Source organism: Mesoflavibacter profundi (assembly GCF_014764305.1).
Taxonomy (GTDB): Bacteria; Bacteroidota; Bacteroidia; order Flavobacteriales; family Flavobacteriaceae; genus Mesoflavibacter; species Mesoflavibacter profundi.
Map to the genome: position 1 here is coordinate 190369 of NZ_CP061703.1, position 25290 is coordinate 215658.

Sequence of the window (25290 nt, forward strand, 5' to 3'; positions counted from 1 at the left end):
TTTATATTTGTACGTCACAATAATATTTTTTTAAATGAATAAATTTTTACTTGCCTGTATTTTAATCACAACCGTTACATTTTCATTTGCACAAAAAAAAGAAAAGGTAAAAGGTAGTCGTGTATTATCTACAGCAACAACACCTGTAAATGCCTTTAACAGATTAGTGTTAACAGAAGATTTTGAGGTTAAATTAGTTAAAGCAGATTCTACTTCTGTAAAAATAGTTACAGATGAAAACCTACACGATTACATAAAAATAATAGCTCAAGACAGTACATTAACATTTAAAACAACAGCAAAACTTCAAGAGAAAAAATTAGAAATAACTGTATTTTACAACGATGCTTTAAATACTATTGAAGTTAAAGAAGATGCCGAAATTTTTTCTAGTAACAGTTTAAAATTTAACGATTTATCTTTAGTTACTACAGATAATGCAAAAGCGTTTTTAACACTTGAATGCCAAAACATTAAACACATAAACGATAATAAAGCTAAAAACGAATTAAACATTACTGCAAAAAATGTAACCTTAGAATTAGGCGAAAACAGTAAGCTAGAAGCATTAATAAATGCATCTAACCTAGAGGTAGATTTACTAGTTAGTGCAGATGCCGAATTGGAAGGTGATGTTCAAGAATTAGAGCTTAACGCAGACAACTCATCAGATTTTATTGCCAATAATTTAACTGTTAAAACAATAAATGCAACAACATTAAACCGTGCAAAAGTTAAAGTTAACGCAACAAAAACTTTAAATATAAATGCATCCGGAACTTCAGAAATTGAAATTTTTGGCAGTCCAAAAATTAACATAGATGCTTTTGAAGACAATGCTATTCTAAAGAAAAAGTAATTATAATTATCACATAAAAAAAGCCGAGGATAACATCTTCGGCTTTTTATTTTTATTGTTTCTTCTTAATAATTTGTTGCTGTATTAACTTCAAAGTTAGCATACTTTGCAGCTAAATAACGTTCGGCATCTAAAGCTGCCATACAACCTGTTCCAGCAGCTGTAATGGCTTGTCTATATACATGATCTGCAGCATCACCACTTACAAAAACACCTTCTACATTAGTTTTTGTAGATCCTGGTTTATTAATAATATATCCCGTTTGATCTAATTCTAGATAATCTTTAAAAATATCTGTATTTGGTTTATGTCCAATAGCAACAAAAAAGCCTGTTGCAGGAATGTCGTGTTTTTGGTTGGTTTGATTATTAAAAACTCTTACACCAGTTACAACTTGTCCATCACCTAAAACCTCATCAGTTTCTGTGTTAAATAATATTTCAATATTTTCTGTGTTTTTAACACGTTCTGCCATGATTTTAGAAGCTCTAAACTCGTCACGTCTAACTAACATAGTAACCTTTTTACATAGTTTAGATAAATAGTGAGCTTCTTCACAAGCGCTATCTCCTGCTCCAACAATTACGACTTCTTGGTTACGATAGAAAAATCCATCGCATACTGCACATGCTGAAACGCCGCCACCAAGTTTTAGGTATTTTTGTTCAGATTCTAACCCTAAATATTTAGCACTTGCACCAGTACTAATAATTACAGTATCACAATGTATTTCGGTTTCATCATTAACCCAAACTTTATGTATATCTCCAGAAAAATCTACTTTTGTGATCCATCCGTTTCTTATATCTGTTCCAAAACGCTGTGCTTGAGCCTGTAACTGCATCATCATTTCTGGTCCAGTTATTCCTTCTGGATAACCAGGAAAATTCTCTACATCATTAGTTGTTGTTAATTGTCCACCAGGTTGTGTTCCTTGGTATAAAACAGGACTCATGTTAGCTCTAGAGGCATAAATTGCTGCAGTATATCCTGCAGGTCCAGAACCTATAATTAAGCATTTTACTTTTTCTATTGTTTGTGACATATTAGTTTCATTTTAATCTATAGCAAAAGTAGGTTTTTTAATAAAAACCTTACGTAGAAGTTATTAAAAGTTATTATCCACTAATAAAATCTTCTTATAGCTATTGTTTTAAATTAATTTTAAGAATATTCTATAGTAAATACAGTATCTTAGAAGATATGAAAAACTTAAAAACCATGGGTATTATAGCTACTAACAAAAACCAAAATATTTTATTTTACAACTCTAATAATAGTATAGGTAAACAGTGTTTAGCTTATACAGAAGATAGTAAAAACGATGTACTAACTATAGATGTGTCTAAAACTAAAGTTGCAGATACGCAATGGGTAGAAATTTGTGACAAGTTAAATTTAAAATTAGAAGATCTTGTTAATAAAGAGCATCCTAATTTTTCTAATAATTTTGATAAATCAACTTCATTGTCAAGCAATGACTGGTTAAAAGTGATACAAAATAATCCAGAAGTAATTGTTACACCTATTCTTGTTGTTGGCGAAACTTTTTATAAAATTGAAACACCTTCTAATGTTAGAACTTATCTTAGCACAACATCTGAAGGTATTGATGAGAAAAAACACATTTAATTATTTAAATTTTGTGTATAAAAAAAGGTCTGAAATTTCAGACCTTTTTTTTTGTTTGTACCTAATCTTAATACAAATCTTCTAATGTTTTTATATTAGAAAGTCCATTTTCTATGGTTTCTTTTTGTTTTTCTAATACATTTTTAGTGGTTAAAGGCAATGAGGTTTCATTTAAAACTTCTTGGTATTGATCTACCGCAGTTTTTTCTCCTCTTATTGCTTCTTCTAACATAGATTCTTCATTATTTGAAGAAAACACTTTTTTTATGTCCATCCATGCTCTATGTGCGTCTCCTGTAAGACTTCCGCCTTTATCAACCTCTTGATTAAAGGATTTAATTTCGGATTTTAATTCGTGTCCAAAATTATTTCTCTCTTGAGCTTTTTTTGTAAAATAACTTTTTAAAGCTTTGTTTTCTACATTTTCTGCAGCTTTAGTAAATCCTTTTTCTGCATCATATGTTTTTTCTAAAAGGTTGTTTAATTTTTTACCTACTTGTTCTGTGTATGTACTCATAATTTTTGGTTTTTGTTATTAGTGCTCTGTAACTTCTTTATATAACGATCCTATAAATAATATTATAAATAGGAAAAAACATAGCTTTGCTATAGTTGCTAAATTACCAGCAACATTGCCAAATCCTAAAATGGCTGCTATAAAAGCTAAGGTTATAAAAAGTGTTGTCCAACGCAACATAATAACTGTGATTAATTAATAGATTTGACTTTCAAATCTTATATAAAGATACGTCTTAAACCATGCTTAAACACACTGTTTAACAAGGGTTTAATCTAAGTTTAACTGCAATTAACAGTATTAATTATTAATTAAGAATGTATTAAGAGGATTACCAATTACTTTAAGACTTTATTAAAGGCTTGTAGGATTTAAATAGTTGGTTTAATGCGTGTTCTTGAGCTGTAAAATATGGATTTTTTTGTGGTAAGTCTTGTGCAATTTTGAAGTACTTTTTTATGCTTCTATCTTCATAACTTTTTAAAATTGCTGGATGTATATAATACTTTTTACAAACGTTTCTTGTGTTGCCTAGCTCTTTAGCTGCTGCGTCTATTGCTGTTAGACAATTTTTGTGGATTTGTTTGGTTGTTGTAGCTAAGCCTAAATCCAAAAGTGTTTCAAAACATATGATTGATGCAGCCCATGTTCTAAAATCTTTAGCGGTGAATAGTGTACCAGAAATTTGTTGTAAATACTGATTGATTAAACTACTGTCTACAGTTTGCTTATTACCTTCTTTATCATAGTATTTAAACAATTCCCAACCCGGAATTTCTTCACACTTATTAATTAGTTTTATTAATTTTTTATTTCTAATTGATACAGAATGTTCTTTACCTCTTTTTCCTATAAATTGAAATTGTATTTTATCCTTAAACGTATTAACATGTCTTGATCTAAGTGTTGTTAAACCGTATGTTTTGTTTTTATTCGCATATTGTTTATTACCAATTCTAATATGCGTTTCTTCCATTAATTTTACAATTAATGCTAATACTTTGGTCTTAGTCCAATGTGATTGATCTAAATCTTGATCTACTTTTTTTCTAATTTTTGGTAAATGCTTAGCAAACAAAACCATTTTATAAAATTTGGTTTGGTTTCTTATGACATTCCACTTTTGGTGATACTTGTACTGTTTACGTTGTTTAACATCTCTGCCAACAGCTTGTAAATGTCCATTAGCCAGTTTAGATATTTTTACATTTTGCCAAGCTGGAGGAATAACTAATTGTTGTATTCGTTTTAAATCTTCTTCTGTATTTATTATTTTATTTTGAAGCTTGAAAACAAAGGAACTTTTAACTTTCTCTCTTGTAATTTTTAAGTGTGAAGGATTGGTATAAACCAAATCAAATTCTTCTATAACCTTTTCTGGTTCTAAAAGAATTTGATTGTAAATGGTTGTATTTAAAGCTTTAGTTTTCACTTATAGATTTTCGCTCATGTGAGTTTTATACTGCGTAGCTAATTCTTCTTTTTGCTTTTGTGTAAAAACCTTTCCGGCTAATTGAAAAAAAGTATGTTCTTCATCTTCTAAATGATGTTCTACTTTTTCTTTTAAATCTTTAGCATACTTTAACCAAGCTGAAGAATCGTAATCTGTACTATCCAATTTTTCTATAATCTCATCAATTTCATGATGCTCTGCAATACCATGTCTTGCTTTTTCCTGCATCATATCGTTACTTATTAATGGTTTATAAAAATGACGCTCTTCGGCATCTGCATGAACTTCCAATTCTTTTTTTAACTTCTTGTAAATATTATCTCTTAATTTGGTGTCTCCAGAGGTATTTACTAGTTGGTCCAATAAATCGCGTTGCGTATCATGGTCTTTTCTAATGGATTCAAAAATATTCATATTGATTAATAGTTTTGGTTATTTAATAATTTTTCTAACTAACATCATTACGCCAAATTTTGAAAATAGTTTAAGTCCTGTTTGCATCCATTGATAAGGTTGTAAAGATTCTTTAAAATCGCCTTTTAAAGTTTTAAGTTCTTCCCAAGCTATTTCTTTTTCAAGCTGCAAGCGTCTAAGATCTTGTTTTATCTGCTGTTCTGTTTTATAATACTTCATAATTAATCAAAAAAAGTTTTAGATAAAGATGTAATAACTTTATTGTTAATATGTTTTCTAAACGTATAAACTATTGCAGAAAATAATACAAAAATTGCACCTACAATTAGATATCCTAAAGCAACACTATTTAAGGCGTTACCTATTGCTAATGCTGCAGAGACTGCCATAAAAAGCAGTCCTACTAAGATAAATCCTCCAACAACAACAGCTTTTACTAATAAACTTACTGAAGATGTTAGTTGCTGAAAAATTTTTAATCGATAATACTCATGAGATTTTTTTAGATACTCTTCTCCCTTATCAATTGCTTGGCTAGATGTTTGGTTGATATGTTCAAAAACAGACATATATTATTTCTGTAATTGTTTATTTCTTGCTTTTAAATCTTTAAGCTTTTTTTCTAAACTTGTTATTACGTCTTCGGCTTTATAACTAGCATCAGACACAACACTTTCTAACTGCGCATCTAAAGTTGCTTTTTTAGACGTTAGTGTACTAGCCACTTGATCTTTTAAATCTAAAGCGCTTGCTGCAATATTTTCTTTAGTTGCAATTGCTTCGTCTCTTAATTTTCTTCTTGTGTTGCTACCTTTATCTGGTGCAAATAATATTCCTAAGGTTGCTCCAATTGCGCCTCCTAATAATAGTCCTAATGCTGAATTTGTGTTATTACTCATAATAATTTTTTTTGTGGTTAATAATTTAATAGAGCCTACATTTATTAGTAATGCTCTTATACAAAATTAAAAAACAGAGATTTAATTATTCTTAATAAAAATTTAAAATAACTGATAAATCTTTGTTAAAACGAATTATAAAATCTTTTTAATTACGAATTATTCATAATTTTAACATAAAAATTCACCAAGAAATGATTACCACAAAAAACCCTTATAATAATCAAGAGATTAAATCTTATAAATATCATTCAACTAAAGAAGTTGAAAACATACTAGATAAAGCAGAACAAACATTTATTACTTGGAAAACTGTTTCAATAAAAAAAAGAACGTCTCTTTTGGAGAACTTGGCAAACAAACTTGAAGACAATAAAGAAGAATATGCCAATCTTATGACAACCGAAATGGGTAAACCCATATCGCAAAGTATTGCCGAAATTGATAAATGTATTTGGCTATGTGATTTTTACATTAAAAATGCTGAAGATTTTTTAGCAGACAACATCATAAAAACAGATGCAAAAGAAAGTTTTATAAGTTACGATCCATTAGGAGTTGTTCTAGCTGTAATGCCTTGGAATTACCCATTTTGGCAAGTAATGCGATTTGCAGTTCCATCACTAACTGCTGGTAATGTAGGATTACTAAAACACGCTTCAAATGTAACAGGAACAGCGTTAGCAATTCAAAAATTATTTAAAGATGCTGGCTATCCAGAAGGTTGTTTCCAAACCTTATTAGTAGATCACAATCAAATTGAAGATATAATAGAAAGTAACATTCTTAAAGCAGTAACATTAACCGGTAGTGAAGTTGCAGGTAAAAATATAGCTGCTATCGCTGGAAAAAACTTAAAAAAAACAGTATTAGAATTAGGAGGAAATAATGCTTGCGTTGTTTTTGATGATGCAGATATAGATAAGCATATAACCACAATGGTAAAAGCTAGAATGCAAAATACAGGTCAAAGCTGTATTGCAGCAAAACGATTTATTGTAAGTGATAAAATTTATGATAAATTTTTAAATCGTTTTAAAGAAGAAATCACTAACCTAAAATCAGGAAATCCATCGGAAGAAGACACTTATATTGGTGTAATGGCAAGAGAAGATTTAGCTGAAGAATTGGAACAACAAGTTAAAGATTCTGTAAAAATGGGAGCAAAAATATACTATGGAGGAAAAAGAAATAAAGCCTATTATCCACCAACAATTATTACAGAAGTAAACGAAAATATGCCTGTTTTTAAAGAAGAAACTTTTGGACCAGTCGCTGCAGTTATAAAAGCAAAAAATAACGATCAAGCAATTGATCTGGCTGTTAATTCTAGATTTGGATTAGGCACAATGATTTTTACAGAGAACACATCTAAAATCTATGATGTAATCAATAAAATACCAGATGGCGCTTTATTTATTAACGACATGGTAAAATCGGATCCAAGATTACCTTTTGGCGGCACAAAAGCTTCCGGTTACGGAAGAGAATTATCTAAAGAAGGTATCCTTGAATTTGTAAACATAAAAACAGTATATATTAACCAATAAATAAATTATGAATTTTATAAAAGAAGAACACGAAGACAGAAAAGACTACATTTTACAAAAAGACAAAACCACAAAAAATGTAACTAAATTTGTAATCTTAGCATTAGCAATTTGTATAATTGGTGTGATTGCATCAGGATTATATTTTAAATGGTTTTAAATTGATGTAATAATTCGTAAATTTAAATTATGAATTATACAGAAGAAACCTATTTTCTTGATTTTAACAATCCAAAAATCAAAGGAATAACTAGCCAATTTATTAATATTAACTCTAAGACAGAGTTAATCGAGAGTTTATACATATACGTTAGAGATAACTGGAGATACTCTCCTTTTAATATTGGATTAAAAAAAGAACACTTTAAAGCTAGCAATATTGCTGATAAAAAAGATGGTCATTGTATAGACAAAGCTATTGTATACATTACTTGTTTAAGAGCTTTTAATATACCTGCAAGATTGCATCTAGCTAAAGTATCAAATCATATAGCTACAGAACGATTAGAAAAGATAATTGGAACAAATCAATTAGCACCACATGGCTTAGTAGATGTTTTTCATAATAATAAGTGGGTAAAATGCTCACCAGCATTTAATAAAGAACTATGTAAATTATACAATGTAGATACGCTAGAATTTAATGGTACAAAAGACTCGGTATTACAAGAGTTTAATAAGTCAAATGATAAGTTTATGTCTTATTTAGAAGATTATGGAGCTTTTGAAGATGTACCATTAGATTTTATTAAAGAAACTTTTAAATCTAATTACCCTAATTTTTATGATAAGTACAAAAATTTAGATCAAATAATTATATAAAAAAAGCCAGAATAATAATTCTGGCTTTTTTGTCGGGGTGGCAGGATTCGAACCTGCGACCTCCGCGTCCCAAACGCGGCGCGATAACCGGGCTACGCTACACCCCGAAAATGGTTATCAATTCAAAACAAAAAATCTGTTTTGAGGGTGCAAATATAGTAGTTTTCTTTAATTATTAAACAAAAAAAATAATTATTTTGATATTGAATACATATTACGCTATGAAGATTAAATCAATTTTAGGTATTATCATGATTTGCTTGACATTTTCATCTTGTGCTCAAGATAAAAATAAAGTGAATACAAATCATAATTATCAAATTGTTGTTAAGGATTTAATTAATCCATGGGGATTCACCTTTTTACCGGATCAATCAATTCTGATAAATGAAAAAAATGGAAGATTAATTCATTTTAAAGATTCTACTAAAAAAGAAATTAAAGGATTATCTAATATTTATGTTCGAGGACAAGGTGGTTTACTTGATATAAAACTTGATCCAGATTATAAAGAAAATAACTGGATCTATTTTAGTTTAGCATCTACAATTGGTGATAATAATGGAGGCAACACAGCGATAATTAGAGGTAAATTAGATAAAGACAGTTTAAACAGCTTAGAACTACTCTATAAAGCCACTCCAAATACTACTAAAGGACAGCATTTTGGATCTAGAATTATATTTAAAGAGGATAAATTATTTTTTAGTATTGGAGAACGCGGTGAAAGAGATATAAATCCTCAAGACATCAATAAGGATGGTGGTAAAATTTACAGAATAAATAAAGATGGATCTATACCTAAAGACAACCCTTTTATAAATAAAAAAAATGCAAAACATGCTATTTGGTCGTATGGGCATAGAAATCCACAAGGCTTAACTATCCATCCAATAACTAATCAAATTTGGTCACACGAACACGGTCCACGTGGTGGCGATGAAATAAATATTATTAAAAAAGGTGCTAACTATGGTTGGCCAATAATTACTTATGGTGTAAACTATTCTGGAACAAAAATTACAGACAAAACCTCTAAAAAAGGTATGGAACAACCAATACATTATTGGGATCCTTCTATTGCACCTTCGGGAATGGTATTTATTAATAGTGAAAAATACGGAGATTGGAATGGACACCTTTTAGTTGGTTCTCTTAAATTTCAATACTTAAATCTTTGTAAAATAAAAGATAACAAAGTGATTAGTGAAGAAAAATTATTAGATGGTTTAGGACGTGTTAGATCTATTGTTCAAGGTCCAGATGGTTACATTTATGTAGGAATAGAAAACCTAGGAATAGTCAAGTTAATTAAACAATAACGCATGAAATTCATTGTAATTATATTTACAGTCACGTTATTTGTAAGCTGTAAAACTTCAGAAAGAAAAATAAGTCCTGAGTTACAATCGTCTATAAATTTTGGTGCCGAAATCTATCAAAATTTCTGCATAAACTGTCATATGGCAGACGGTTTAGGCGTTAAAGAAGTGTTTCCGCCATTAGCAAATTCAGATTATTTAAAAACAAATTTAAATCAAAGTATTATTGGTATTAAATTAGGAATGAATAAGCAAATTACAGTTAACGGTAAAACTTACGATAATGTAATGCCTCCAATGGGATTAACTAATAAAGAAGTTGCAGACGTTACAAACTATATTTTAAATTCTTGGGGAAATAATAGTGATACATTGATAACCGAACAAGAAGTTTTAAAAATACTACCTAAATAACTTACTAAATTCTTAAATTTGAAGCTCAAAAAATTTTAAATCATTAAAATGCTAATAATAGGAATTGCTGGAGGAACTGGTTGCGGTAAAACAACAGTGGTAAATCAAATTTTAAAAGAACTACCAGAAGGTGAAGTTGGTATTTTGTCTCAAGACTCATATTATAAAGACACTACTCACTTATCGTTTGACGAGCGTGTAAAAATTAATTTTGATCATCCTAGATCTATAGATTTTGAACTATTAGAAAAACACCTAATCGATCTTAAAGCTGGTAAAGAAATTAATCAACCTGTATATTCCTTCATTAAACACAACAGAACTGGAGATGTTATCGTAACTAAGCCAAGAAAAGTGATGATTGTAGAAGGTATTTTAATACTATCGCATCCTGAAATTAGAGACCTTTTTGATATCAAAATTTTTGTGCATGCAGATAGTGACGAGCGATTAATAAGACGCTTAAAAAGAGATATAAAAGAACGTGGAAGAGACATAGACGAAGTGTTAAACAGGTACCAAAACACACTTAAACCTATGCACCAACAGTTTATAGAACCAATGAAAGAATATGCAGATATTATTATTCCAAACAATAAATATAATACTGTAGCTATAGATATTGTTAAAACTATAATTAACGAGCGTTTATAATATTGAAATTTCTTAAAAACATATACGTAATAATTCTAATCATATTTATGATTTGGATGGCTTTTTTCGATACAAATTCGTTAATCATACATAGCCAATACAATTCAGAAATTGAAGATTTAGAAAACGAAAAAGACTACTATTACAAAGAAATTGAAAAAGATAAAAAAGCAATAGAAGAATTAAGCCAAGAAGATGGCCTAGAAACTTTTGCTAGAGAACAATATTACATGAAAAAAGACAACGAAGATATTTACATTATAGAATATCAAGACAGTCTAAAAACTAATACAAATGAGTAAATCACTTTTTTCTGAATTTGAACCAATTACCGCCAAAGCTTGGAAACAAAAAATTCAAGCAGACTTAAAAGGTGCAGATTACAACGACACTTTAATTTGGCAAACAAATGACGATATACAAGTAAAACCATTTTACCATCAAGACACCTTAGACAAGGTATTAAATATACAACCTCAACAATGGTCAATTGGTCAAGTAATATTTGCTCAACAAGCTGAAGCAGCCAACAAAAACGCTATTCAAGCTATAAAAAAAGGTGCCGAAACATTACAATTTATAATACCCAACAAAGACGTTAATGTATCAAGTTTAATAAAAGATATAGATTTAAACACAACAGCAATTCAGTTTAAATTACAATTTTTAGATTTCGACTACATAAGCGCAATACCACGACAAATAAACCTTCAAGTAGATCCTATACATCACCTAATAAAAACAGGAAATTGGTTTATTAATGGTAAACAAGACTTAAAGACAATAAATAAAATTGTTGAAACAACTAACACATTAACCATAGATGCAACTACATATCAAAATGCAGGAGCAAATAATGTACAACAGTTAGCCTATGCCCTATCTCATCTTAATGAATATTTAAATGAAATAGATACTAACAATTTAAAAACTGTAGTTTTCAACGTTTCGGTAGGTACAAATTACTTTTTTGAAATAAGTAAACTAAGAGCACTAAGAGCTTTATTTAATACCATAAGTAATGCATATAATATAAATGCAACCTGCAAAATTAATGCAATACCTACAAAAAGAAATAAAACATTATACGATTATAATACCAATATGCTTCGTACAACAACCGAGTGTATGAGCGCTATTCTTGGTGGAGCAAACACTGTTTTTAATTTACCTTACGATGCTATTTATCATAAAGAAAACCAATTTGGACAACGCATTGCAAGAAACCAATTACTTGTATTAAAAAACGAAAGTTACTTTAATCTGGTAAATAATCCTGCAGAAGGTAGTTATTATATAGAAAGTATAACACAACAATTAGCAGAAAAAGCATTAACGCTATTTAAAGATATAGAAGCTAATGGTACGTTTTTAAGCCAATTAAAAGAAGGCACAATTCAGAAAAAAATAAAAGAAAGTGCAGACAAAGAACAACAGCAATTTAATGATCAAGAATTAATTCTTTTAGGAACTAACAAACATCCTAACGCAAATGATAAAATGAAAGACAATTTAGAGCTTTACCCTTTTGTAAAGTCTAATCCAGTAAAAACATTAATTGCTCCAATAGTAGAAAAAAGATTAGCCGAAAAACTAGAACAAGAACGATTAAAAACCGAATAAAAACCACAAAAAATGAACACACGTATTTTAAAACTTGTATATATTCTTTTAATAACATTAATTTTCAATTGTAAAGAAGAAAATACCACAGCATTAATTAAATACAAATATGCAGATCAACCAGAAACTGTAACATGCAATACAGAAGATGATAAGCTTCTAAAAGAAGCGCTATATAGTTTTGAAAACGATATTATAAACACTTATGATCCGCAAGGCAAAAATAAACTAAGAGCTTACAGAGCTTTTGTAAATAATGCAATAGCAAATCGTGTAACATTAGAATCAATGGTTTCTTCACACACAAAAACCATTTTCGAGGCTTTAAAAACCAAGAAAAATTTATTTGATGGCACACAACTAAACTATGACAACAAACTTGTTAATTGTTTATCTACTAACATTAAAGATCAATCACTAAAAACAACCTTTAATGCATTAGTTAGCACAAATAGTATGAGCCAACAATTATTTGGTCCAGCATTAAGAAGTAACACATCTTACACTAGAGATCCTTACTTACAAACATTTATTGCATTAGATTACTATTACGCAAAAATGAATGCATTAGATTTTTCAACTTTAGACGTTAACGCCAACGACCAAAAGCAACAATCTAACAACAAAATAGATTTTAATAAAAGACCAACTATACAGCCAAAACAACCTGTAAAAGTAGACGATCACGCAGGACATAATCACTAAACAAACTCTTATGTCAAGACAAAACCTTCAGCATATACAACTAAATTATAAAGAAGAAAATGAGCAACGCTTATCAACTTCTACATTTAATACCGCAGAAGATATTCCTGTAAAACAAACTTATTCTAAATCGGATATTAAAGATTTAGAACATTTAAATTTTGTAGCAGGAATAGCACCTAATTTACGCGGTCCATACAGTACAATGTATGTACGTAGACCATGGACTATTCGCCAATATGCGGGATTTAGTACTGCTGAAGAAAGTAATGCGTTTTACAGACGTAACCTTGCAGCGGGACAAAAAGGATTATCTGTCGCGTTTGATTTAGCGACGCATCGCGGTTACGATTCTGATCACGAACGTGTTGTTGGTGACGTTGGTAAAGCTGGTGTAGCTATAGATAGCGTAGAAGACATGAAGGTTTTATTTGACCAAATTCCGTTAGATAAAATGTCTGTATCTATGACTATGAATGGTGCCGTATTACCAATTATGGCGTTCTATATAGTTGCTGCCGAAGAACAAGGCGTAAAACCAGAACAATTAGCAGGAACTATTCAAAATGATATTTTAAAGGAATTTATGGTGCGTAACACTTACATTTATCCACCAACACCTTCAATGAAAATCATTTCAGATATTTTTGAATACACTAGCCAGAACATGCCAAAATTTAACAGTATTAGTATTTCTGGTTACCACATGCAAGAAGCTGGTGCAACTTGTGATATCGAGTTAGCATACACGCTTGCAGACGGATTAGAATATATTAGAAAAGGATTGGCTGCCGGAATGGACATTGACACCTTTGCGCCAAGATTATCATTCTTTTGGGCAATTGGCATGAATCATTTTATGGAAATTGCCAAAATGAGAGCTGCTAGAATGCTTTGGGCAAAATTAGTAAAGCAATTCAATCCAAAAAATGCTAAATCTTTAGCATTACGTACACATTGTCAAACAAGTGGTTGGAGTCTTACAGAACAAGATCCTTTTAATAATGTAGCAAGAACAACTATCGAAGCTGCAGCTGCTGCTTTTGGTGGCACTCAAAGTTTACATACTAATGCGTTAGATGAAGCAATAGCATTACCAACAGATTTTTCTGCAAGAATTGCACGTAACACGCAGATTTTCTTACAAGAAGAAACACACATTACAAAAACTGTAGATCCTTGGGCAGGAAGTTATTACGTTGAAAAACTAACTAATGATATAGCCGAAAAAGCTTGGGATTTAATACAAGAAGTAGAAGATCTTGGTGGAATGACAAAAGCTATAGAAGCTGGTATTCCTAAACTTCGTATAGAAGAAGCTGCAGCACGTAAACAAGCAAGAATAGATTCTGGTCAAGACATAATAGTTGGCGTAAACAAATACCAATTAGAACAAGAAGATCCATTACACATATTAGAAGTAGACAATCAAACGGTAAGGCTACAACAAATAGAAAGTATAAATAAAATTAAAGCAACTCGTAATACTGAAAAAGTAAAAGAAGCTTTAGAAAATTTAACTAATGCAGCAAAAACAGGTCAAGAAAATTTACTAGCTTTAGCAGTAATAGCAGCAAGAGAACGTGCTACTTTAGGTGAAATTAGCGATGCTCTAGAAACTATTTTTGGTAGGTATAAAGCTCAAATAAAATCATTTTCTGGCGTGTATAGTAAAGAAATAAAAGACGATAGTAGTTTTAATAAAGCTAGAGAATTAGCAGATAAATTTGCAGAACAAGATGGTCGTAGACCTCGAATTATGATTGCAAAAATGGGACAAGATGGTCATGATCGCGGTGCAAAAGTTGTAGCAACAGGTTATGCAGATGTTGGTTTTGATGTAGATATTGGACCATTATTTCAAACGCCACAAGAAGCTGCAAAACAAGCTGTAGAAAACGATGTGCATATTCTAGGTGTATCTAGTTTAGCTGCTGGACATAAAACATTGGTACCGCAAGTTATTGAAGAATTAAAAAAATATGGTCGTGAAGATATAATGGTTATTGTTGGTGGTGTTATACCAAAACAAGATTACCAATATTTATTTGATGCTGGCGCAGTTGCTGTGTTTGGTCCAGGAACCAAAATTAGCGATGCAGCTATTAAAATTTTAGAAATCTTGATAGATTAATTATAAAGAAGAGCCACTTCAAAAGTGGCTCTTTTTTTTTATAATAATTTAATATTCTTCTCGTTAGATTATTGAATGAATTTTCATTTTAACATTAATTTCAATATTTAATTAAACATAAATTATATTTTTATAAACCATTTCTTACATATTATTAATTAAAACAACCAAAAATGAAGAAATCACTATCAATCTTAACATTGGTGTTGTTTGTGTTAACAGGTACCTTTAAATTAAATGGGCAAACTGTTACTAAAACTTCACATAAAACAAATCAAACCTCAACATTTAATTCCGCAGAAAAAATTCCTTTTAATCCAGAAGTAACAAAAGGCGTTTTAAGTAATGGCTTAACGTATTACATAAAAAATAACGGTAAACCTGAAAACAAGGTAGAATTAAGACTAGTAGTAAAAGCTGGTTCTATATTAGAAGATCAAGATCAACTTGGTTTAGCTCACTTTATGGAGCACATGAACTTTAACGGAACCAAAAATTTTAAAAAGAACGAACTTGTTGATTATCTTCAAAGTATAGGTGTAAAATTTGGCGCGCATCTTAATGCATATACTAGCTTTGACGAGACTGTTTATATGTTACCAATTCCTAGTGATGATCCAGAAAAACTAGAAAAAGGATTTCAAATTCTAGAAGATTGGGCACACAATGCGTTACTTACTGAAAAAGACATAGATGAAGAACGTGGTGTTGTTCTAGAAGAATATAGATTAGGACAAGGCGCAGATGAACGTATGATGCAAAACTATTTACCTAAAGTCATGTACGGTTCTAAATATGCCGAAAGATTACCAATTGGTACTAAAGACAATTTAGAAAACTTTACTTACGAGAGTTTAAGACGATATTATAAAGATTGGTACAGACCAGATCTAATGGCTGTAATTGCTGTTGGTGATATAGATGTAGCTACTTTAGAAGCAAAAATAAAATCTCATTTTGGTAAAATACCAAAAGCAACCAATCCTAGAAATAGAGACATTTATTACGTACCAAATCATGACGAAACTTTTATAGCAATAGAAAAAGATAAAGAAGCACCATTTTCTCAAGTAAGAGTTTTATTTAAGGACAAAGACAACAGTAAAGAAGATACAACTTTAGAAGAGTTTAGACATTCTATAACAGAGTCGCTTTTCTCACAAATGCTTAACAATAGATTAGATGAATTAAGAAATAGTGAAAATCCTCCATTTGTATATGGTTACAGTTTTCATGGTGGTACTTGGGCAGACACAAAAGATGCCTATCAATCTTTTGCTATGACTAGTCCAGATGGACAATTAAAAGCCTTAAAAACCTTGTTAGAAGAAAATGAAAGAGTTAGAAAATTTGGCTTTGGTGAAGCCGAATTTAATAGAGCGAAAAAAGACATTCTAGCAAGATTTGAAAAGTCTTTTAAAGATAAAGACAAAACAGAATCTAACAGACTTTTAGGTGAATACATAAGAAACTTCTTGGTTAACGAGCCTATGCCTGGTATAGAATGGGAATTTAACTTTTACAAAGCTCAATTACCAACTATTACTTTAGAAGAAGTAAATCAACTAATTTCATCTTACATAAAAGATACTAACAGAGTTATAGTTTTAACAGGACCTGATAAAGAAGACCTTAAAACTGTAACAGAACAAGAGGTTTTAGACCTTTTAGCATCTGTAAAAAACACAGATCTTAAACCATACGAAGACAAAGAAGTTGCTTCATCTTTAATCACAACGTTATTACCAGAAGGTACTATTGTTAAAGAAGAAACCAACGCTACTCTTAATACTACTACTTTAACTTTAAGTAATGGCGCTACTGTAACTTACAAAAAAACCGACTTTAAGAATGACGAAATTCTTTTTGACGGTTTCAGTTTTGGTGGTACTTCGTTATACTCTGACCAAGATTACAAAGCAACCGTTTTTGCCAATAATGGACTAACAGAAGCTGGTGTAAATGGTTTTGATAAAGTAGAACTTGGCAAAATGCTTTCTGGAAAAATAGTAAACGTAAGACCTAGATTAACTGGCTTAACAGAAAATATATCAGGATCATGTTCGCCAAAAGATTTGGAAGAATTATTTCAGCTTACTTATTTATACTTTACAGCTTTAAATAAGGACCAATCTGCATTTAATTCTTACATAAATAAGCAAAAAGCGTTTATAGGTAATATGTTAGCTAGTCCTCAATTTTATTTTCAGGATCAATATTCGCAATTTGTTTACGGTGGTAACCCAAGATATACAGGCTTTCCAAATACAGAAAAGTTAGAAAATGCAGATTACGATTTAGCTTACAAAAAGTATCAAGAACGCTTTGCCAATGCAGGAGATTTTCATTTTTATTTTGTAGGAAATATAGACGACCAAAAACTAAAATCTTTCGCTAAAAAATATTTAGCCAACTTACCTTCTACTAACACAAAAGAAGATTATAAAACGTTTAATTTTAGACCATTATCTGGATCACATACAAAAATTGTAGAAAAAGGTACAGATCCAAAAAGTTCGGTTAGAATTGTTTATCAAGGTGAAACAGATTATAGTCAAAAAGACGAATACTATCTAAATAGTCTTGCCGAAATTTTAACCATTAAATTAATTGAAAAACTTCGTGAAGAAGAAGGTGGCGTTTATGGTGTTGGCGCAAGAGGCAACTTAAACAAAATTCCTTATGGTTGGTATAATTTTACAATTAGTTTTCCATGCGGACCAGAAAACGTAGATAAATTAAAAGATGCAGCAATTGCAGAGGTAGAACAAATTATTAAAAATGGACCAACAGATGAAGATTTAGCAAAAATTAAAGAAGCGCAGTTATTAGAAAGAAAAGAAGATTTAAAAGAAAATAGATTCTGGTTAAACACGTTAAAAAATGCAGATTACGAAGGTCATGATGCTAACAAATTATTAGAATTTGAAACATCAGTTAATAACTTAACAAAAGCAGACATTCAAAAAACAGCTAAAAAATTTCTAACAAAAGGTTATATTTTAGGAATACATAACCCAGAAAAACAATAGAATTTAGCTACAATATTTTAAAAGAGGCTTTTACATAATAGTAAAGCCTCTTTTTTATATATGTTAACAAATTCCATTTCATTTCCTCATAAATAATTGTATTTTTACCGTTATTAAAACCAAATCAATTAATGGGTAAAATTATAGCAATTGCCAATCAAAAAGGTGGTGTTGGTAAAACCACTACATCTGTTAATTTAGCTGCCTCTTTAGGTGTTTTAGAGAAAAAAGTATTACTTATAGATGCAGATCCGCAAGCTAATGCAACTTCTGGATTAGGTATAGATGTAGAGTCTGTAGAAATTGGTACATACCAATTATTAGAACATACAAATAGCGCTAAAGATGCAATTGTAAACACCAATACACCTAATTTAGATGTAATACCTGCACACATAGATCTTGTCGCAATAGAAATAGAATTAGTAGATAAAGATCAACGTGAATACATGCTAAAAAAAGCAATAGAAGAAGTAAAAGACAACTACGATTACATTTTGATAGATTGTGCACCTTCTTTAGGATTGCTAACCTTAAATGCGTTAACAGCTGCAGATGCAGTGATAATTCCTATACAATGTGAGTATTTTGCATTAGAAGGATTAGGAAAATTATTAAACACAATTAAAAGTGTTCAAAAAATACATAATCAAAATCTAGACATAGAAGGATTATTATTAACTATGTACGATTCGCGTTTAAGACTGTCTAATCAAGTCGTAGACGAAGTGCAAAAACACTTTAACGATATGGTATTTACAACAATTATACAACGTAATGTAAAATTAAGTGAAGCACCAAGTTATGGAGAAAACATAATTAATTACGATGCGTCTAGTAAAGGTGCAAGTAATTATTTAAGTTTAGCAAAAGAAATTATTACAAAAAACTCCTAATATATGGCGAAAGCAACTAAGAAACAGGCTTTAGGACGCGGACTTTCAGCTTTACTGAAAGATCCAGAAAACGACATTCAATCTGCAAAAGACAAAAATGCAGACAAAGTAATAGGTAATATTGTCGAGTTAGAATTAGATCAAATTGAAATGAATCCATTTCAACCACGAACTAATTTTAATGAAGAATCGCTGCGCGAACTAGCCTCTTCCATTAGAGAATTAGGTGTAATACAACCAATCACGGTAAGAAAATTAGGCTTTGAAAAATACCAATTAGTTTCTGGAGAAAGACGTTTTAGAGCATCAAAATTAGTTGGATTAGAAACCGTACCTGCTTACATAAGAATAGCAAACGATCAAGAAAGTCTAGAAATGGCATTGGTAGAAAATATCCAACGTCAAGACTTAGATCCAATAGAAATTGCACTTTCTTATCAAAGATTAATAGACGAAATTAATCTAACACAAGAGCAAATGAGCGAACGTGTTGGAAAAAAACGTAGTACAATAGCTAACTACCTTCGTCTTTTAAAATTAGATCCAATTATCCAAACCGGAATGCGTGACGGATTTTTATCTATGGGACATGGTCGTGCCATAATAAATATCGAAGATCAAGACATACAGTTAGAGATTTACGAAAAAATATTAAACGACAAACTATCGGTTAGACAAACCGAAAATTTAGTTCGTAATTACAACCAAACTAGCGAAGTAAAAGTACCTGCAAAACCTACAAAAGAAGAACTTCCTAAGTATGTTAAAAAAGGAATAAGTGTATTTTCAGAATACTTTGGACATAAAATAGACGTTAAAGTCTCTAGCAACGGAAAAGGAAAAATTACAATTCCGTTTCATTCTGAAGAAGATTTTAATAGAATAAAAAAACTTGTACAAGGTGATAACTAAACACTTTATCATTACTATTTTTTGCTTGATTGTATCTAGCTTTTCTTGGTCTCAAGAAGATAAAGCAAATACAACTTCTAGCGATACAATACAAAAAAATCTACCCGACGGATTAAAAAAAAAGGATAAAGTTGTTTTAAAAGATTCTTCTAAAGTAAAAAAAGTAAAATTACCTAAAGAGTATGATCCTTTAGCACCTTCTAAAGCAGCCTTCTACTCTGCTATCTTACCAGGATTAGGTCAAGCTTACAATAAAAAATACTGGAAAATTCCTATAGTGGTTGGAGCCATTACAGGAGGAATACTTATTTACGATTATAACAACAAAAACTATAATCGTGTTAGAGACGCTTACAAAAGAAGACTTGCTGGTTATACAGACGACGAGTTTTTTGGAAGAATAAATGACGACGGATTAATCGAAGCCCAAAAAACCTTTAGACGTAATAAAGAACTTTCACTTCTAGTAACCTTTGGTCTTTACGCATTAAATATAATAGATGCCAATATAGATGCGCATTTACTACAATATAATGTAGACGAAAATTTAAGTTTAAAACCACATTATAAAATTAACGAAATAGATAATCAAGGTGATGTTGGACTAACCGTTAATTTTAAATTTTAACTTCTCAAAATATTGAAGCGATTAGGCTTCTTTAAAATAATTAAAAAATGAAAATTGCATTATTAGGTTATGGTAGAATGGGTCAAGCTATTGAACAAATTGCCATAAACCGTGGACATGATATTGTAATAAAAACCAGTCAAGATAACGGTTACAATATTAAAGATGCAGATGTAGCTATAGATTTTAGCATACCAAATGCTGCTTTTAACAATATTTCAAACTGCCTAAATAATAACGTTCCTGTAATTTCTGGTACGACAGGTTGGTTAGATAAATACAACGATGCTGTTTCGCTTTGCGAAAAAAATAAAGGTGCATTTATATATGCTTCTAACTATAGTTTAGGTGTAAACATCTTTTTTGAACTAAATGAAATATTAGCAAAAATGATGACTAAGCTTGAAGATTATAAAGTAGATATAGAAGAAATTCATCATACAAAAAAACTAGATGCGCCAAGTGGTACAGCAATAACATTAGCAGAAGGTGTTATAAAAAACCATAGTCAATATTCCAATTGGAAATTAGATGAAAGTGCAGAAAACACATTACCAATATCTGCAAAACGTATTCCTGATGTTCCTGGAACACACATTATTACTTACAAAAGCGATATAGACACCATAAAAATCGAACACGAAGCGCACAGCAGACAAGGTTTTGCTTTAGGCGCTGTAATCGCTGCCGAATGGATTATTGGCAAAACAGGTGTTTTTACTATGAAAGATGTGCTTTCTCTATAATGATTAATGCTGATTGAATAATGACTAAAGATTTAAAAGAAAGAACAAAAAACTTTGCACATAGATGCATTAAACTATCTTTAAGTCTACCTGATAGCTATTTAGGAAATCACATTAAAAAACAGTTGATAAGATGCTCTACATCTGTAGCTGCGAATTACAGAGCTACCTGTATAGCTCAATCAAAAAAAGCTTTTATATCAAAAATTAGTATTGTTATAGAGGAAATAGATGAAAGTAATTTTTGGATACAATTTTCTATAGATGAAAATTTAATTACTTTAGAAAAATGTAAATCTTTGTTAAAAGAGTCTGATGAGCTAACAAGAATTTTTATTTCATCTAGAAAAACTGCAAATTTGAACATTAATACTAATCAATAATAATTAGACATTAGTCAATAAAACTAAAATTATGAGTGGAACTCAGTGGATTATATTTTTCTTTGTCATTCAACTTTTACATGGATTAGCAACTTGGAAATTATACGTTAAAGCAGGAAGAAAAGCTTGGGAAGCATTTGTGCCAGTTTACAATGCTGTTGTTTTAATGAAAATTATAAACAGACCTTGGTGGTGGACTATCCTTTTATTTTTACCAATTGTTAATCTAATCCTATTTCCTGTAGTTTGGGTAGAAACTGCTAGAAGTTTTGGTAAAAACAGTTCACAGGATACATTCCTTGCCATTATTTTATTAGGTTTTTATAACTTCTATTTAAGTTATGGCGCAAAGGACTTAAAATACAGAGAAAATAGAAGTCTACATCCTTTAACCGAGTTTGGTGATTGGGTAAGTTCTATTTTATTTGCTGTTGTGGCTGCTACAATTGTTCACACTTATTTTATTCAACCTTTTGTTATACCAACTTCTTCTTTAGAAAAAACTTTATTGGTTGGTGATTTCTTATTTGTTAGTAAGGTAAATTATGGTGCACGTACACCGCAAACTACAGTTGCAGTTCCGATGATACACGATGCTGTACCAGGAACAACAGTTCCTTCATACATCAAAAAACCACAATTACCATATTTTAGATTACCTGCTTTAGAAGAAATAGAGCATAATGATATAGTTGTTTTTAACTGGCCGGTAGACACGTTGGTAGATATTAATAATCCTTACGGAGAAGTTAGACACAAACCTGTAGATAAAAAGACTAATTACGTAAAACGTTGTGTTGGTTTACCTGGTGACTCTTTGTCTATCAAAGAAGGTTATGTGTATATAAACGGAAAGAAAAACGAATTACCGGACAGAGCTAAACTTCAGTTTTTTTATACTGTGATATTGAAGAATAACGTCTCTCAAGAATTCTTAGATCAGTACGGAATTACAGAATACACAAGAGTATTTCAACTTAAAAAATCAATTTTTGAAAACGAAAAAATTCAAGAATACATCAAAGAAAATGGGATTAACTTAACTGTGGTTTCAGATGATGGTGAAATGATTGGATTTAAAGGTAATGTGTCTCAAGACATGTACGATAAATTAAAAATAGGCTTTTCAGATAAAGCTTTAAATATCAACTTAACCGAAGATTTAGCAGCTAAAATAAAGAGCAATCCTAATGTAATTTCACTTAAAAAAGATTTATCTGCACAACCTGAAAATGATATTTTCCCGCGTTCTCCAGAATACAGTTGGAATAAAGATGAATTTGGCCCAATTTATATACCACAAGCAGGAAAGACAGTCGACTTAAATTTAGAGGTTTTACCGCTTTACAAACGCATAATTACTGCTTACGAAGGGAACACTGTTGATGTAAAAGGCAATCAAATTTTAATTAATGGTGAAGTTGCGAACACCTATACTTTTAAGCAAGATTACTATTGGATGATGGGTGATAACAGACACAATAGTCAGGATGCAAGAATGTGGGGATATGTACCTTTTGACCACGTGGTTGGAAAACCTGTTTTTGTTTGGATGAGTTGGGACAGCAACGGTAAAGGATTGGACAAAATACGTTGGAACAGATTATTTACTACTGTTGGTGGCGAAGGTAAACCAACTTCTTATTTTATTCCATTTTTAGTGGTATTAGCAGGTATTTTTGCATTTAATAAATTTAGAAAACGCAAGAAGAAAACAGCTTAGGTTATTGATTTTAATTTAAAATGAAAGCTCTACTTCATCCTACATATTTCCCTAGTATTGCACAATGTGTTGCAATTGCTAAAGCTGAATATTTAGTGTTTGAAAAACATGATAATTTTCAAAAACAAACATACCGTAATCGTACTTACATTTATGGTGCAAATGGTAAATTACAATTAAGCATTCCTATAATTCACAGTCATAAAAACAGACAATTATACAAGGATGTAAAAATTAGTAATACCGAAAAATGGCAACAAATACACTGGAAAAGTCTTGAAGCTGCTTATCGTACGTCGCCTTTTTTTGAGTATTATGAAGATGAATTTATTACGCTTTTCGAAAAACGTCACGAGTTTATTTATGATTTCAATCTAAAATGTTTTGAAGTTGTTAGCGATTGCCTTCAGTTAGATTTGGATATTTCTTTTACTGAAAGTTATCAAACAGAACATGATAATTTAAAAGACTTTAGATCACTTGTTAACGCAAGAAAAGAGCCTAATTTCAACTTTGAAAACTACAGACAAGTCTTTTTTGATAAATGTGGATATATAGATAATTTAAGTGTTTTAGACTTATTGTTTAATGAAGGAACAAACGCTTTAACTTATTTAGAAAATCAAGAATTACCAACGCATGTATAAACCAATTATACATTACGGAATTCATTTTATATTACCATTTATCGTTGCGCTTTTTCTGTTTAAAAACCAATGGAAAAAAGCCTATCTCATTATGATTTCAGGTATGCTAATTGATTTAGACCATTTATTAGCAACGCCTATTTTTTCGCCTAACAGATGTAGTATTAATTTTCATCCACTTCACTCCTATTATGCAATTGTGTTGTATTGTCTCTTGCTAATTCCTCAAAAAACTCGGCTAATTGGATTAGGATTAACTATACATATTTTAGCAGATAGCGTAGATTGCTTGTTATAAATTATTTGACGCTTAACTTAGTCATTATGGGATAATGGTCCGAGTATTGTACATCAAATGTTTTAAAACTATCAACATTATAACTTGGATCTACTAAAAGAAAATCTATTCGTAATGGGAAAAATTTAAAATTATAAGATCTTCCAAAGCCATTACCTTGTTCTTTAAAAGCATCCTTTAAATCGCCTTTTACTTGATTATATACATAAGAAAATGCCGAATTATTAAAGTCTCCAGAAACTACCATTTTATAAGGACATTTTGCTTTATGACTTAAAAATAATTCTGTTTGTTCTTGCTGAAGTTTGAAGGTTTCACCAATACCGAAAAATATTTTTTCGCCTTCTTCTTGACTTAAATTCTGGACTTTAGGATCTAAACGTAACGATTGTAAGTGTAAATTATAAACTCTTATTGTATCCAAGTCTTTTACTATATCTGCATAAATCGCATTATTAGCTGTATTTGGAAAATTTATAGAGCCTGAATTAATAATTGGAAACTTAGAAAAAATAGCTTGACCGTATTGTATTTTTTTACCTTCTAATTTTTCAAATTTATACTTGTAAAAGGACAAGTCTATATTCTTATGCGGATGATATTCTTGAATGCATAATACATCTGGTGATTCTTCTTTAATAAACGTTGTTAATTTGGATTGAATATTTTTTTCTGGAATCCAATCGTATAAATTAAATAATCTAACGTTATAATTCATTATAGATAATGAAGAAACGGTGTTTGTTTTACTTGTATTAGAAAACTTATATAACGAACCAAATAACAAGTAACCAATTACGATTACAAAAAGAGATAAGATGAGTTGCTTTTTTACTTTAAGCAACCAGTACACAAAAAATAAAACGTTTAATAAAATTAGTAGTGGTACACCTAAACTTAATACAGATAATGGTGCAAAAGTTTTTGGTGGTACTTTAGGTAACACGTAAGATAAAAGCAATAAAAATGCAGCAATAGAATTGAAAAAGAAAACTATTTTTTCGATAAAATTTAATTTTTTCATAA

The 25290-nt window shown here is 30.3% G+C and carries 30 protein-coding genes and 1 tRNA gene; 21 read left to right on the forward strand and 10 right to left on the reverse strand.

Annotated features, from left to right (window positions below):
• Positions 1 to 34 precede the first annotated feature (34 nt).
• Entirely contained in the window at positions 35 to 859 is an 825-nt protein-coding gene (locus IFB02_RS00950) for a GIN domain-containing protein (protein WP_106689147.1), read from the forward strand.
• Between the two features lie 65 nt (positions 860 to 924).
• On the opposite strand, the gene trxB is transcribed toward IFB02_RS00950, so the two are convergent.
• Positions 925 to 1905 carry a thioredoxin-disulfide reductase gene (gene trxB, locus IFB02_RS00955; protein ID WP_106689148.1) on the reverse strand — a complete coding sequence of 327 codons (981 nt, stop codon included), beginning with the start codon at positions 1903 to 1905 and terminating at the stop codon, positions 925 to 927.
• Positions 1906 to 2063: 158 nt separating this feature from the next.
• Here trxB and IFB02_RS00960 point away from each other — a divergent pair, with 158 nt between their 5' ends.
• Entirely contained in the window at positions 2064 to 2492 is a 429-nt protein-coding gene (locus IFB02_RS00960) for an arsenate reductase family protein (protein ID WP_223878859.1), read from the forward strand.
• 67 nt (positions 2493 to 2559) lie between these two features.
• On the opposite strand, the gene IFB02_RS00965 is transcribed toward IFB02_RS00960, so the two are convergent.
• The 7 genes from IFB02_RS00965 to IFB02_RS00995 all read right to left on the reverse strand — a co-directional run bounded on the left by IFB02_RS00965 (position 2560) and on the right by IFB02_RS00995 (position 5775).
• Complete coding sequence (locus IFB02_RS00965; protein WP_106689149.1) at positions 2560 to 3009, reverse strand: ferritin-like domain-containing protein; 450 nt, start codon at positions 3007 to 3009, stop codon at positions 2560 to 2562.
• 18 nt (positions 3010 to 3027) lie between these two features.
• A complete protein-coding gene (locus IFB02_RS00970) occupies positions 3028 to 3189 on the reverse strand; it encodes a DUF1328 domain-containing protein (RefSeq protein ID WP_106689150.1) in 162 nt (53 codons plus the stop codon).
• Positions 3190 to 3352: 163 nt separating this feature from the next.
• Positions 3353 to 4441 carry a DNA topoisomerase IB gene (locus IFB02_RS00975; RefSeq protein ID WP_223878860.1) on the reverse strand — a complete coding sequence of 363 codons (1089 nt, stop codon included), beginning with the start codon at positions 4439 to 4441 and terminating at the stop codon, positions 3353 to 3355.
• Complete coding sequence (locus IFB02_RS00980; protein ID WP_106689151.1) at positions 4442 to 4876, reverse strand: hemerythrin domain-containing protein; 435 nt, start codon at positions 4874 to 4876, stop codon at positions 4442 to 4444.
• 18 nt (positions 4877 to 4894) lie between these two features.
• Positions 4895 to 5095, reverse strand: a complete 201-nt coding sequence (locus IFB02_RS00985; protein WP_106689152.1) for a hypothetical protein — start codon at positions 5093 to 5095, stop codon at positions 4895 to 4897.
• 2 nt (positions 5096 to 5097) lie between these two features.
• The gene (locus IFB02_RS00990; protein ID WP_106689153.1) at positions 5098 to 5445 is read right to left on the reverse strand and encodes a hypothetical protein; all 348 of its coding nucleotides are present in this window, start codon (positions 5443 to 5445) and stop codon (positions 5098 to 5100) included.
• Between the two features lie 3 nt (positions 5446 to 5448).
• Entirely contained in the window at positions 5449 to 5775 is a 327-nt protein-coding gene (locus IFB02_RS00995) for a YtxH domain-containing protein (RefSeq protein ID WP_106689154.1), read from the reverse strand.
• Positions 5776 to 5969: 194 nt separating this feature from the next.
• Here IFB02_RS00995 and IFB02_RS01000 point away from each other — a divergent pair, with 194 nt between their 5' ends.
• From IFB02_RS01000 to IFB02_RS01010, 3 genes are read left to right on the forward strand one after another with little or no spacing between them, the layout of a single operon-like run.
• Complete coding sequence (locus IFB02_RS01000; protein ID WP_106689155.1) at positions 5970 to 7325, forward strand: NAD-dependent succinate-semialdehyde dehydrogenase; 1356 nt, start codon at positions 5970 to 5972, stop codon at positions 7323 to 7325.
• A 7-nt stretch (positions 7326 to 7332) separates the two neighbouring features.
• Positions 7333 to 7485 (forward strand): hypothetical protein, encoded by a 153-nt coding sequence (locus IFB02_RS01005; protein ID WP_165569178.1) that lies wholly within the window; start codon positions 7333 to 7335, stop codon positions 7483 to 7485.
• A gap of 29 nt (positions 7486 to 7514) precedes the next feature.
• Positions 7515 to 8147, forward strand: coding sequence for a transglutaminase-like domain-containing protein (locus IFB02_RS01010; RefSeq protein ID WP_106689156.1), 633 nt, complete (start codon positions 7515 to 7517; stop codon positions 8145 to 8147).
• A 32-nt stretch (positions 8148 to 8179) separates the two neighbouring features.
• On the opposite strand, the gene IFB02_RS01015 is transcribed toward IFB02_RS01010, so the two are convergent.
• Positions 8180 to 8254, reverse strand: a tRNA-Pro gene (locus IFB02_RS01015).
• Between the two features lie 114 nt (positions 8255 to 8368).
• Here IFB02_RS01015 and IFB02_RS01020 point away from each other — a divergent pair.
• The 16 genes from IFB02_RS01020 to IFB02_RS01095 all read left to right on the forward strand — a co-directional run bounded on the left by IFB02_RS01020 (position 8369) and on the right by IFB02_RS01095 (position 24264).
• On the forward strand, positions 8369 to 9469 hold the full coding sequence (locus tag IFB02_RS01020) for a PQQ-dependent sugar dehydrogenase (protein ID WP_106689157.1): 1101 nt from the start codon (positions 8369 to 8371) through the stop codon (positions 9467 to 9469).
• A gap of 3 nt (positions 9470 to 9472) precedes the next feature.
• Positions 9473 to 9883 carry a c-type cytochrome gene (locus IFB02_RS01025; RefSeq protein WP_106689158.1) on the forward strand — a complete coding sequence of 137 codons (411 nt, stop codon included), beginning with the start codon at positions 9473 to 9475 and terminating at the stop codon, positions 9881 to 9883.
• Positions 9884 to 9931: 48 nt separating this feature from the next.
• A complete protein-coding gene (gene udk / locus IFB02_RS01030; RefSeq protein ID WP_106689159.1) occupies positions 9932 to 10537 on the forward strand; it encodes a uridine kinase in 606 nt (201 codons plus the stop codon).
• Between the two features lie 47 nt (positions 10538 to 10584).
• Positions 10585 to 10839, forward strand: coding sequence for an FtsB family cell division protein (locus tag IFB02_RS01035; protein WP_106689160.1), 255 nt, complete (start codon positions 10585 to 10587; stop codon positions 10837 to 10839).
• Positions 10832 to 12160 carry a methylmalonyl-CoA mutase subunit beta gene (locus IFB02_RS01040; protein ID WP_106689161.1) on the forward strand — a complete coding sequence of 443 codons (1329 nt, stop codon included), beginning with the start codon at positions 10832 to 10834 and terminating at the stop codon, positions 12158 to 12160. The genes IFB02_RS01035 and IFB02_RS01040 overlap by 8 nt, the downstream gene beginning before the upstream one ends.
• A gap of 12 nt (positions 12161 to 12172) precedes the next feature.
• Positions 12173 to 12865 (forward strand): hypothetical protein, encoded by a 693-nt coding sequence (locus IFB02_RS01045; RefSeq protein WP_106689162.1) that lies wholly within the window; start codon positions 12173 to 12175, stop codon positions 12863 to 12865.
• A 10-nt stretch (positions 12866 to 12875) separates the two neighbouring features.
• The gene (gene scpA / locus IFB02_RS01050; protein WP_106689163.1) at positions 12876 to 14999 is read left to right on the forward strand and encodes a methylmalonyl-CoA mutase; all 2124 of its coding nucleotides are present in this window, start codon (positions 12876 to 12878) and stop codon (positions 14997 to 14999) included.
• Between the two features lie 173 nt (positions 15000 to 15172).
• Entirely contained in the window at positions 15173 to 18031 is a 2859-nt protein-coding gene (locus IFB02_RS01055; protein WP_106689164.1) for a M16 family metallopeptidase, read from the forward strand.
• A 131-nt stretch (positions 18032 to 18162) separates the two neighbouring features.
• A complete protein-coding gene (locus IFB02_RS01060) occupies positions 18163 to 18927 on the forward strand; it encodes a ParA family protein (protein WP_106689165.1) in 765 nt (254 codons plus the stop codon).
• Between the two features lie 3 nt (positions 18928 to 18930).
• Positions 18931 to 19839, forward strand: a complete 909-nt coding sequence (locus tag IFB02_RS01065) for a ParB/RepB/Spo0J family partition protein (protein WP_106689166.1) — start codon at positions 18931 to 18933, stop codon at positions 19837 to 19839.
• Positions 19829 to 20467: a DUF5683 domain-containing protein gene (locus IFB02_RS01070; protein ID WP_223878861.1), complete on the forward strand. Its 639-nt coding sequence runs from the start codon at positions 19829 to 19831 to the stop codon at positions 20465 to 20467. Before IFB02_RS01065 ends, IFB02_RS01070 begins: the two co-directional genes overlap by 11 nt.
• A 47-nt stretch (positions 20468 to 20514) precedes the next feature.
• Positions 20515 to 21213, forward strand: a complete 699-nt coding sequence (dapB, locus tag IFB02_RS01075) for a 4-hydroxy-tetrahydrodipicolinate reductase (RefSeq protein WP_191072926.1) — start codon at positions 20515 to 20517, stop codon at positions 21211 to 21213.
• A gap of 20 nt (positions 21214 to 21233) precedes the next feature.
• A complete protein-coding gene (locus IFB02_RS01080) occupies positions 21234 to 21596 on the forward strand; it encodes a four helix bundle protein (protein ID WP_191072927.1) in 363 nt (120 codons plus the stop codon).
• A 31-nt stretch (positions 21597 to 21627) separates the two neighbouring features.
• Positions 21628 to 23319 (forward strand): signal peptidase I, encoded by a 1692-nt coding sequence (lepB, locus tag IFB02_RS01085; protein ID WP_191072928.1) that lies wholly within the window; start codon positions 21628 to 21630, stop codon positions 23317 to 23319.
• 20 nt (positions 23320 to 23339) lie between these two features.
• Entirely contained in the window at positions 23340 to 23966 is a 627-nt protein-coding gene (locus tag IFB02_RS01090; protein WP_191072929.1) for a WbqC family protein, read from the forward strand.
• Positions 23959 to 24264 (forward strand): DUF6122 family protein, encoded by a 306-nt coding sequence (locus IFB02_RS01095; RefSeq protein WP_191072930.1) that lies wholly within the window; start codon positions 23959 to 23961, stop codon positions 24262 to 24264. Before IFB02_RS01090 ends, IFB02_RS01095 begins: the two co-directional genes overlap by 8 nt.
• Position 24265: 1 nt before the next feature.
• Here the strand turns inward: IFB02_RS01095 and IFB02_RS01100 are convergent, their stop codons facing one another.
• Positions 24266 to 25288: an endonuclease/exonuclease/phosphatase family protein gene (locus tag IFB02_RS01100; protein WP_191072931.1), complete on the reverse strand. Its 1023-nt coding sequence runs from the start codon at positions 25286 to 25288 to the stop codon at positions 24266 to 24268.
• Positions 25289 to 25290 lie beyond the last annotated feature (2 nt).

Bases quoted from the DNA above. Each gene is read 5' to 3' on its own strand.
- IFB02_RS00950 (WP_106689147.1), top strand. From the start codon at position 35: ATGAATAAATTTTTACTTGCCTGTATTTTAATCACAACCGTTACATTT.
- trxB (WP_106689148.1), bottom strand. From the start codon at position 1,905: ATGTCACAAACAATAGAAAAAGTAAAATGCTTAATTATAGGTTCTGGA.
- IFB02_RS00960 (WP_223878859.1), top strand. From the start codon at position 2,064: ATGAAAAACTTAAAAACCATGGGTATTATAGCTACTAACAAAAACCAA.
- IFB02_RS00965 (WP_106689149.1), bottom strand. From the start codon at position 3,009: ATGAGTACATACACAGAACAAGTAGGTAAAAAATTAAACAACCTTTTA.
- IFB02_RS00970 (WP_106689150.1), bottom strand. From the start codon at position 3,189: ATGTTGCGTTGGACAACACTTTTTATAACCTTAGCTTTTATAGCAGCC.
- IFB02_RS00980 (WP_106689151.1), bottom strand. From the start codon at position 4,876: ATGAATATTTTTGAATCCATTAGAAAAGACCATGATACGCAACGCGAT.
- IFB02_RS00985 (WP_106689152.1), bottom strand. From the start codon at position 5,095: ATGAAGTATTATAAAACAGAACAGCAGATAAAACAAGATCTTAGACGC.
- IFB02_RS00990 (WP_106689153.1), bottom strand. From the start codon at position 5,445: ATGTCTGTTTTTGAACATATCAACCAAACATCTAGCCAAGCAATTGAT.
- IFB02_RS00995 (WP_106689154.1), bottom strand. From the start codon at position 5,775: ATGAGTAATAACACAAATTCAGCATTAGGACTATTATTAGGAGGCGCA.
- IFB02_RS01000 (WP_106689155.1), top strand. From the start codon at position 5,970: ATGATTACCACAAAAAACCCTTATAATAATCAAGAGATTAAATCTTAT.
- IFB02_RS01005 (WP_165569178.1), top strand. From the start codon at position 7,333: ATGAATTTTATAAAAGAAGAACACGAAGACAGAAAAGACTACATTTTA.
- IFB02_RS01010 (WP_106689156.1), top strand. From the start codon at position 7,515: ATGAATTATACAGAAGAAACCTATTTTCTTGATTTTAACAATCCAAAA.
- IFB02_RS01020 (WP_106689157.1), top strand. From the start codon at position 8,369: ATGAAGATTAAATCAATTTTAGGTATTATCATGATTTGCTTGACATTT.
- IFB02_RS01025 (WP_106689158.1), top strand. From the start codon at position 9,473: ATGAAATTCATTGTAATTATATTTACAGTCACGTTATTTGTAAGCTGT.
- udk (WP_106689159.1), top strand. From the start codon at position 9,932: ATGCTAATAATAGGAATTGCTGGAGGAACTGGTTGCGGTAAAACAACA.
- IFB02_RS01035 (WP_106689160.1), top strand. From the start codon at position 10,585: ATGATTTGGATGGCTTTTTTCGATACAAATTCGTTAATCATACATAGC.
- IFB02_RS01040 (WP_106689161.1), top strand. From the start codon at position 10,832: ATGAGTAAATCACTTTTTTCTGAATTTGAACCAATTACCGCCAAAGCT.
- IFB02_RS01045 (WP_106689162.1), top strand. From the start codon at position 12,173: ATGAACACACGTATTTTAAAACTTGTATATATTCTTTTAATAACATTA.
- scpA (WP_106689163.1), top strand. From the start codon at position 12,876: ATGTCAAGACAAAACCTTCAGCATATACAACTAAATTATAAAGAAGAA.
- IFB02_RS01055 (WP_106689164.1), top strand. From the start codon at position 15,173: ATGAAGAAATCACTATCAATCTTAACATTGGTGTTGTTTGTGTTAACA.
- IFB02_RS01060 (WP_106689165.1), top strand. From the start codon at position 18,163: ATGGGTAAAATTATAGCAATTGCCAATCAAAAAGGTGGTGTTGGTAAA.
- IFB02_RS01065 (WP_106689166.1), top strand. From the start codon at position 18,931: ATGGCGAAAGCAACTAAGAAACAGGCTTTAGGACGCGGACTTTCAGCT.
- dapB (WP_191072926.1), top strand. From the start codon at position 20,515: ATGAAAATTGCATTATTAGGTTATGGTAGAATGGGTCAAGCTATTGAA.
- IFB02_RS01080 (WP_191072927.1), top strand. From the start codon at position 21,234: ATGACTAAAGATTTAAAAGAAAGAACAAAAAACTTTGCACATAGATGC.
- lepB (WP_191072928.1), top strand. From the start codon at position 21,628: ATGAGTGGAACTCAGTGGATTATATTTTTCTTTGTCATTCAACTTTTA.
- IFB02_RS01090 (WP_191072929.1), top strand. From the start codon at position 23,340: ATGAAAGCTCTACTTCATCCTACATATTTCCCTAGTATTGCACAATGT.
- IFB02_RS01095 (WP_191072930.1), top strand. From the start codon at position 23,959: ATGTATAAACCAATTATACATTACGGAATTCATTTTATATTACCATTT.
- IFB02_RS01100 (WP_191072931.1), bottom strand. From the start codon at position 25,288: ATGAAAAAATTAAATTTTATCGAAAAAATAGTTTTCTTTTTCAATTCT.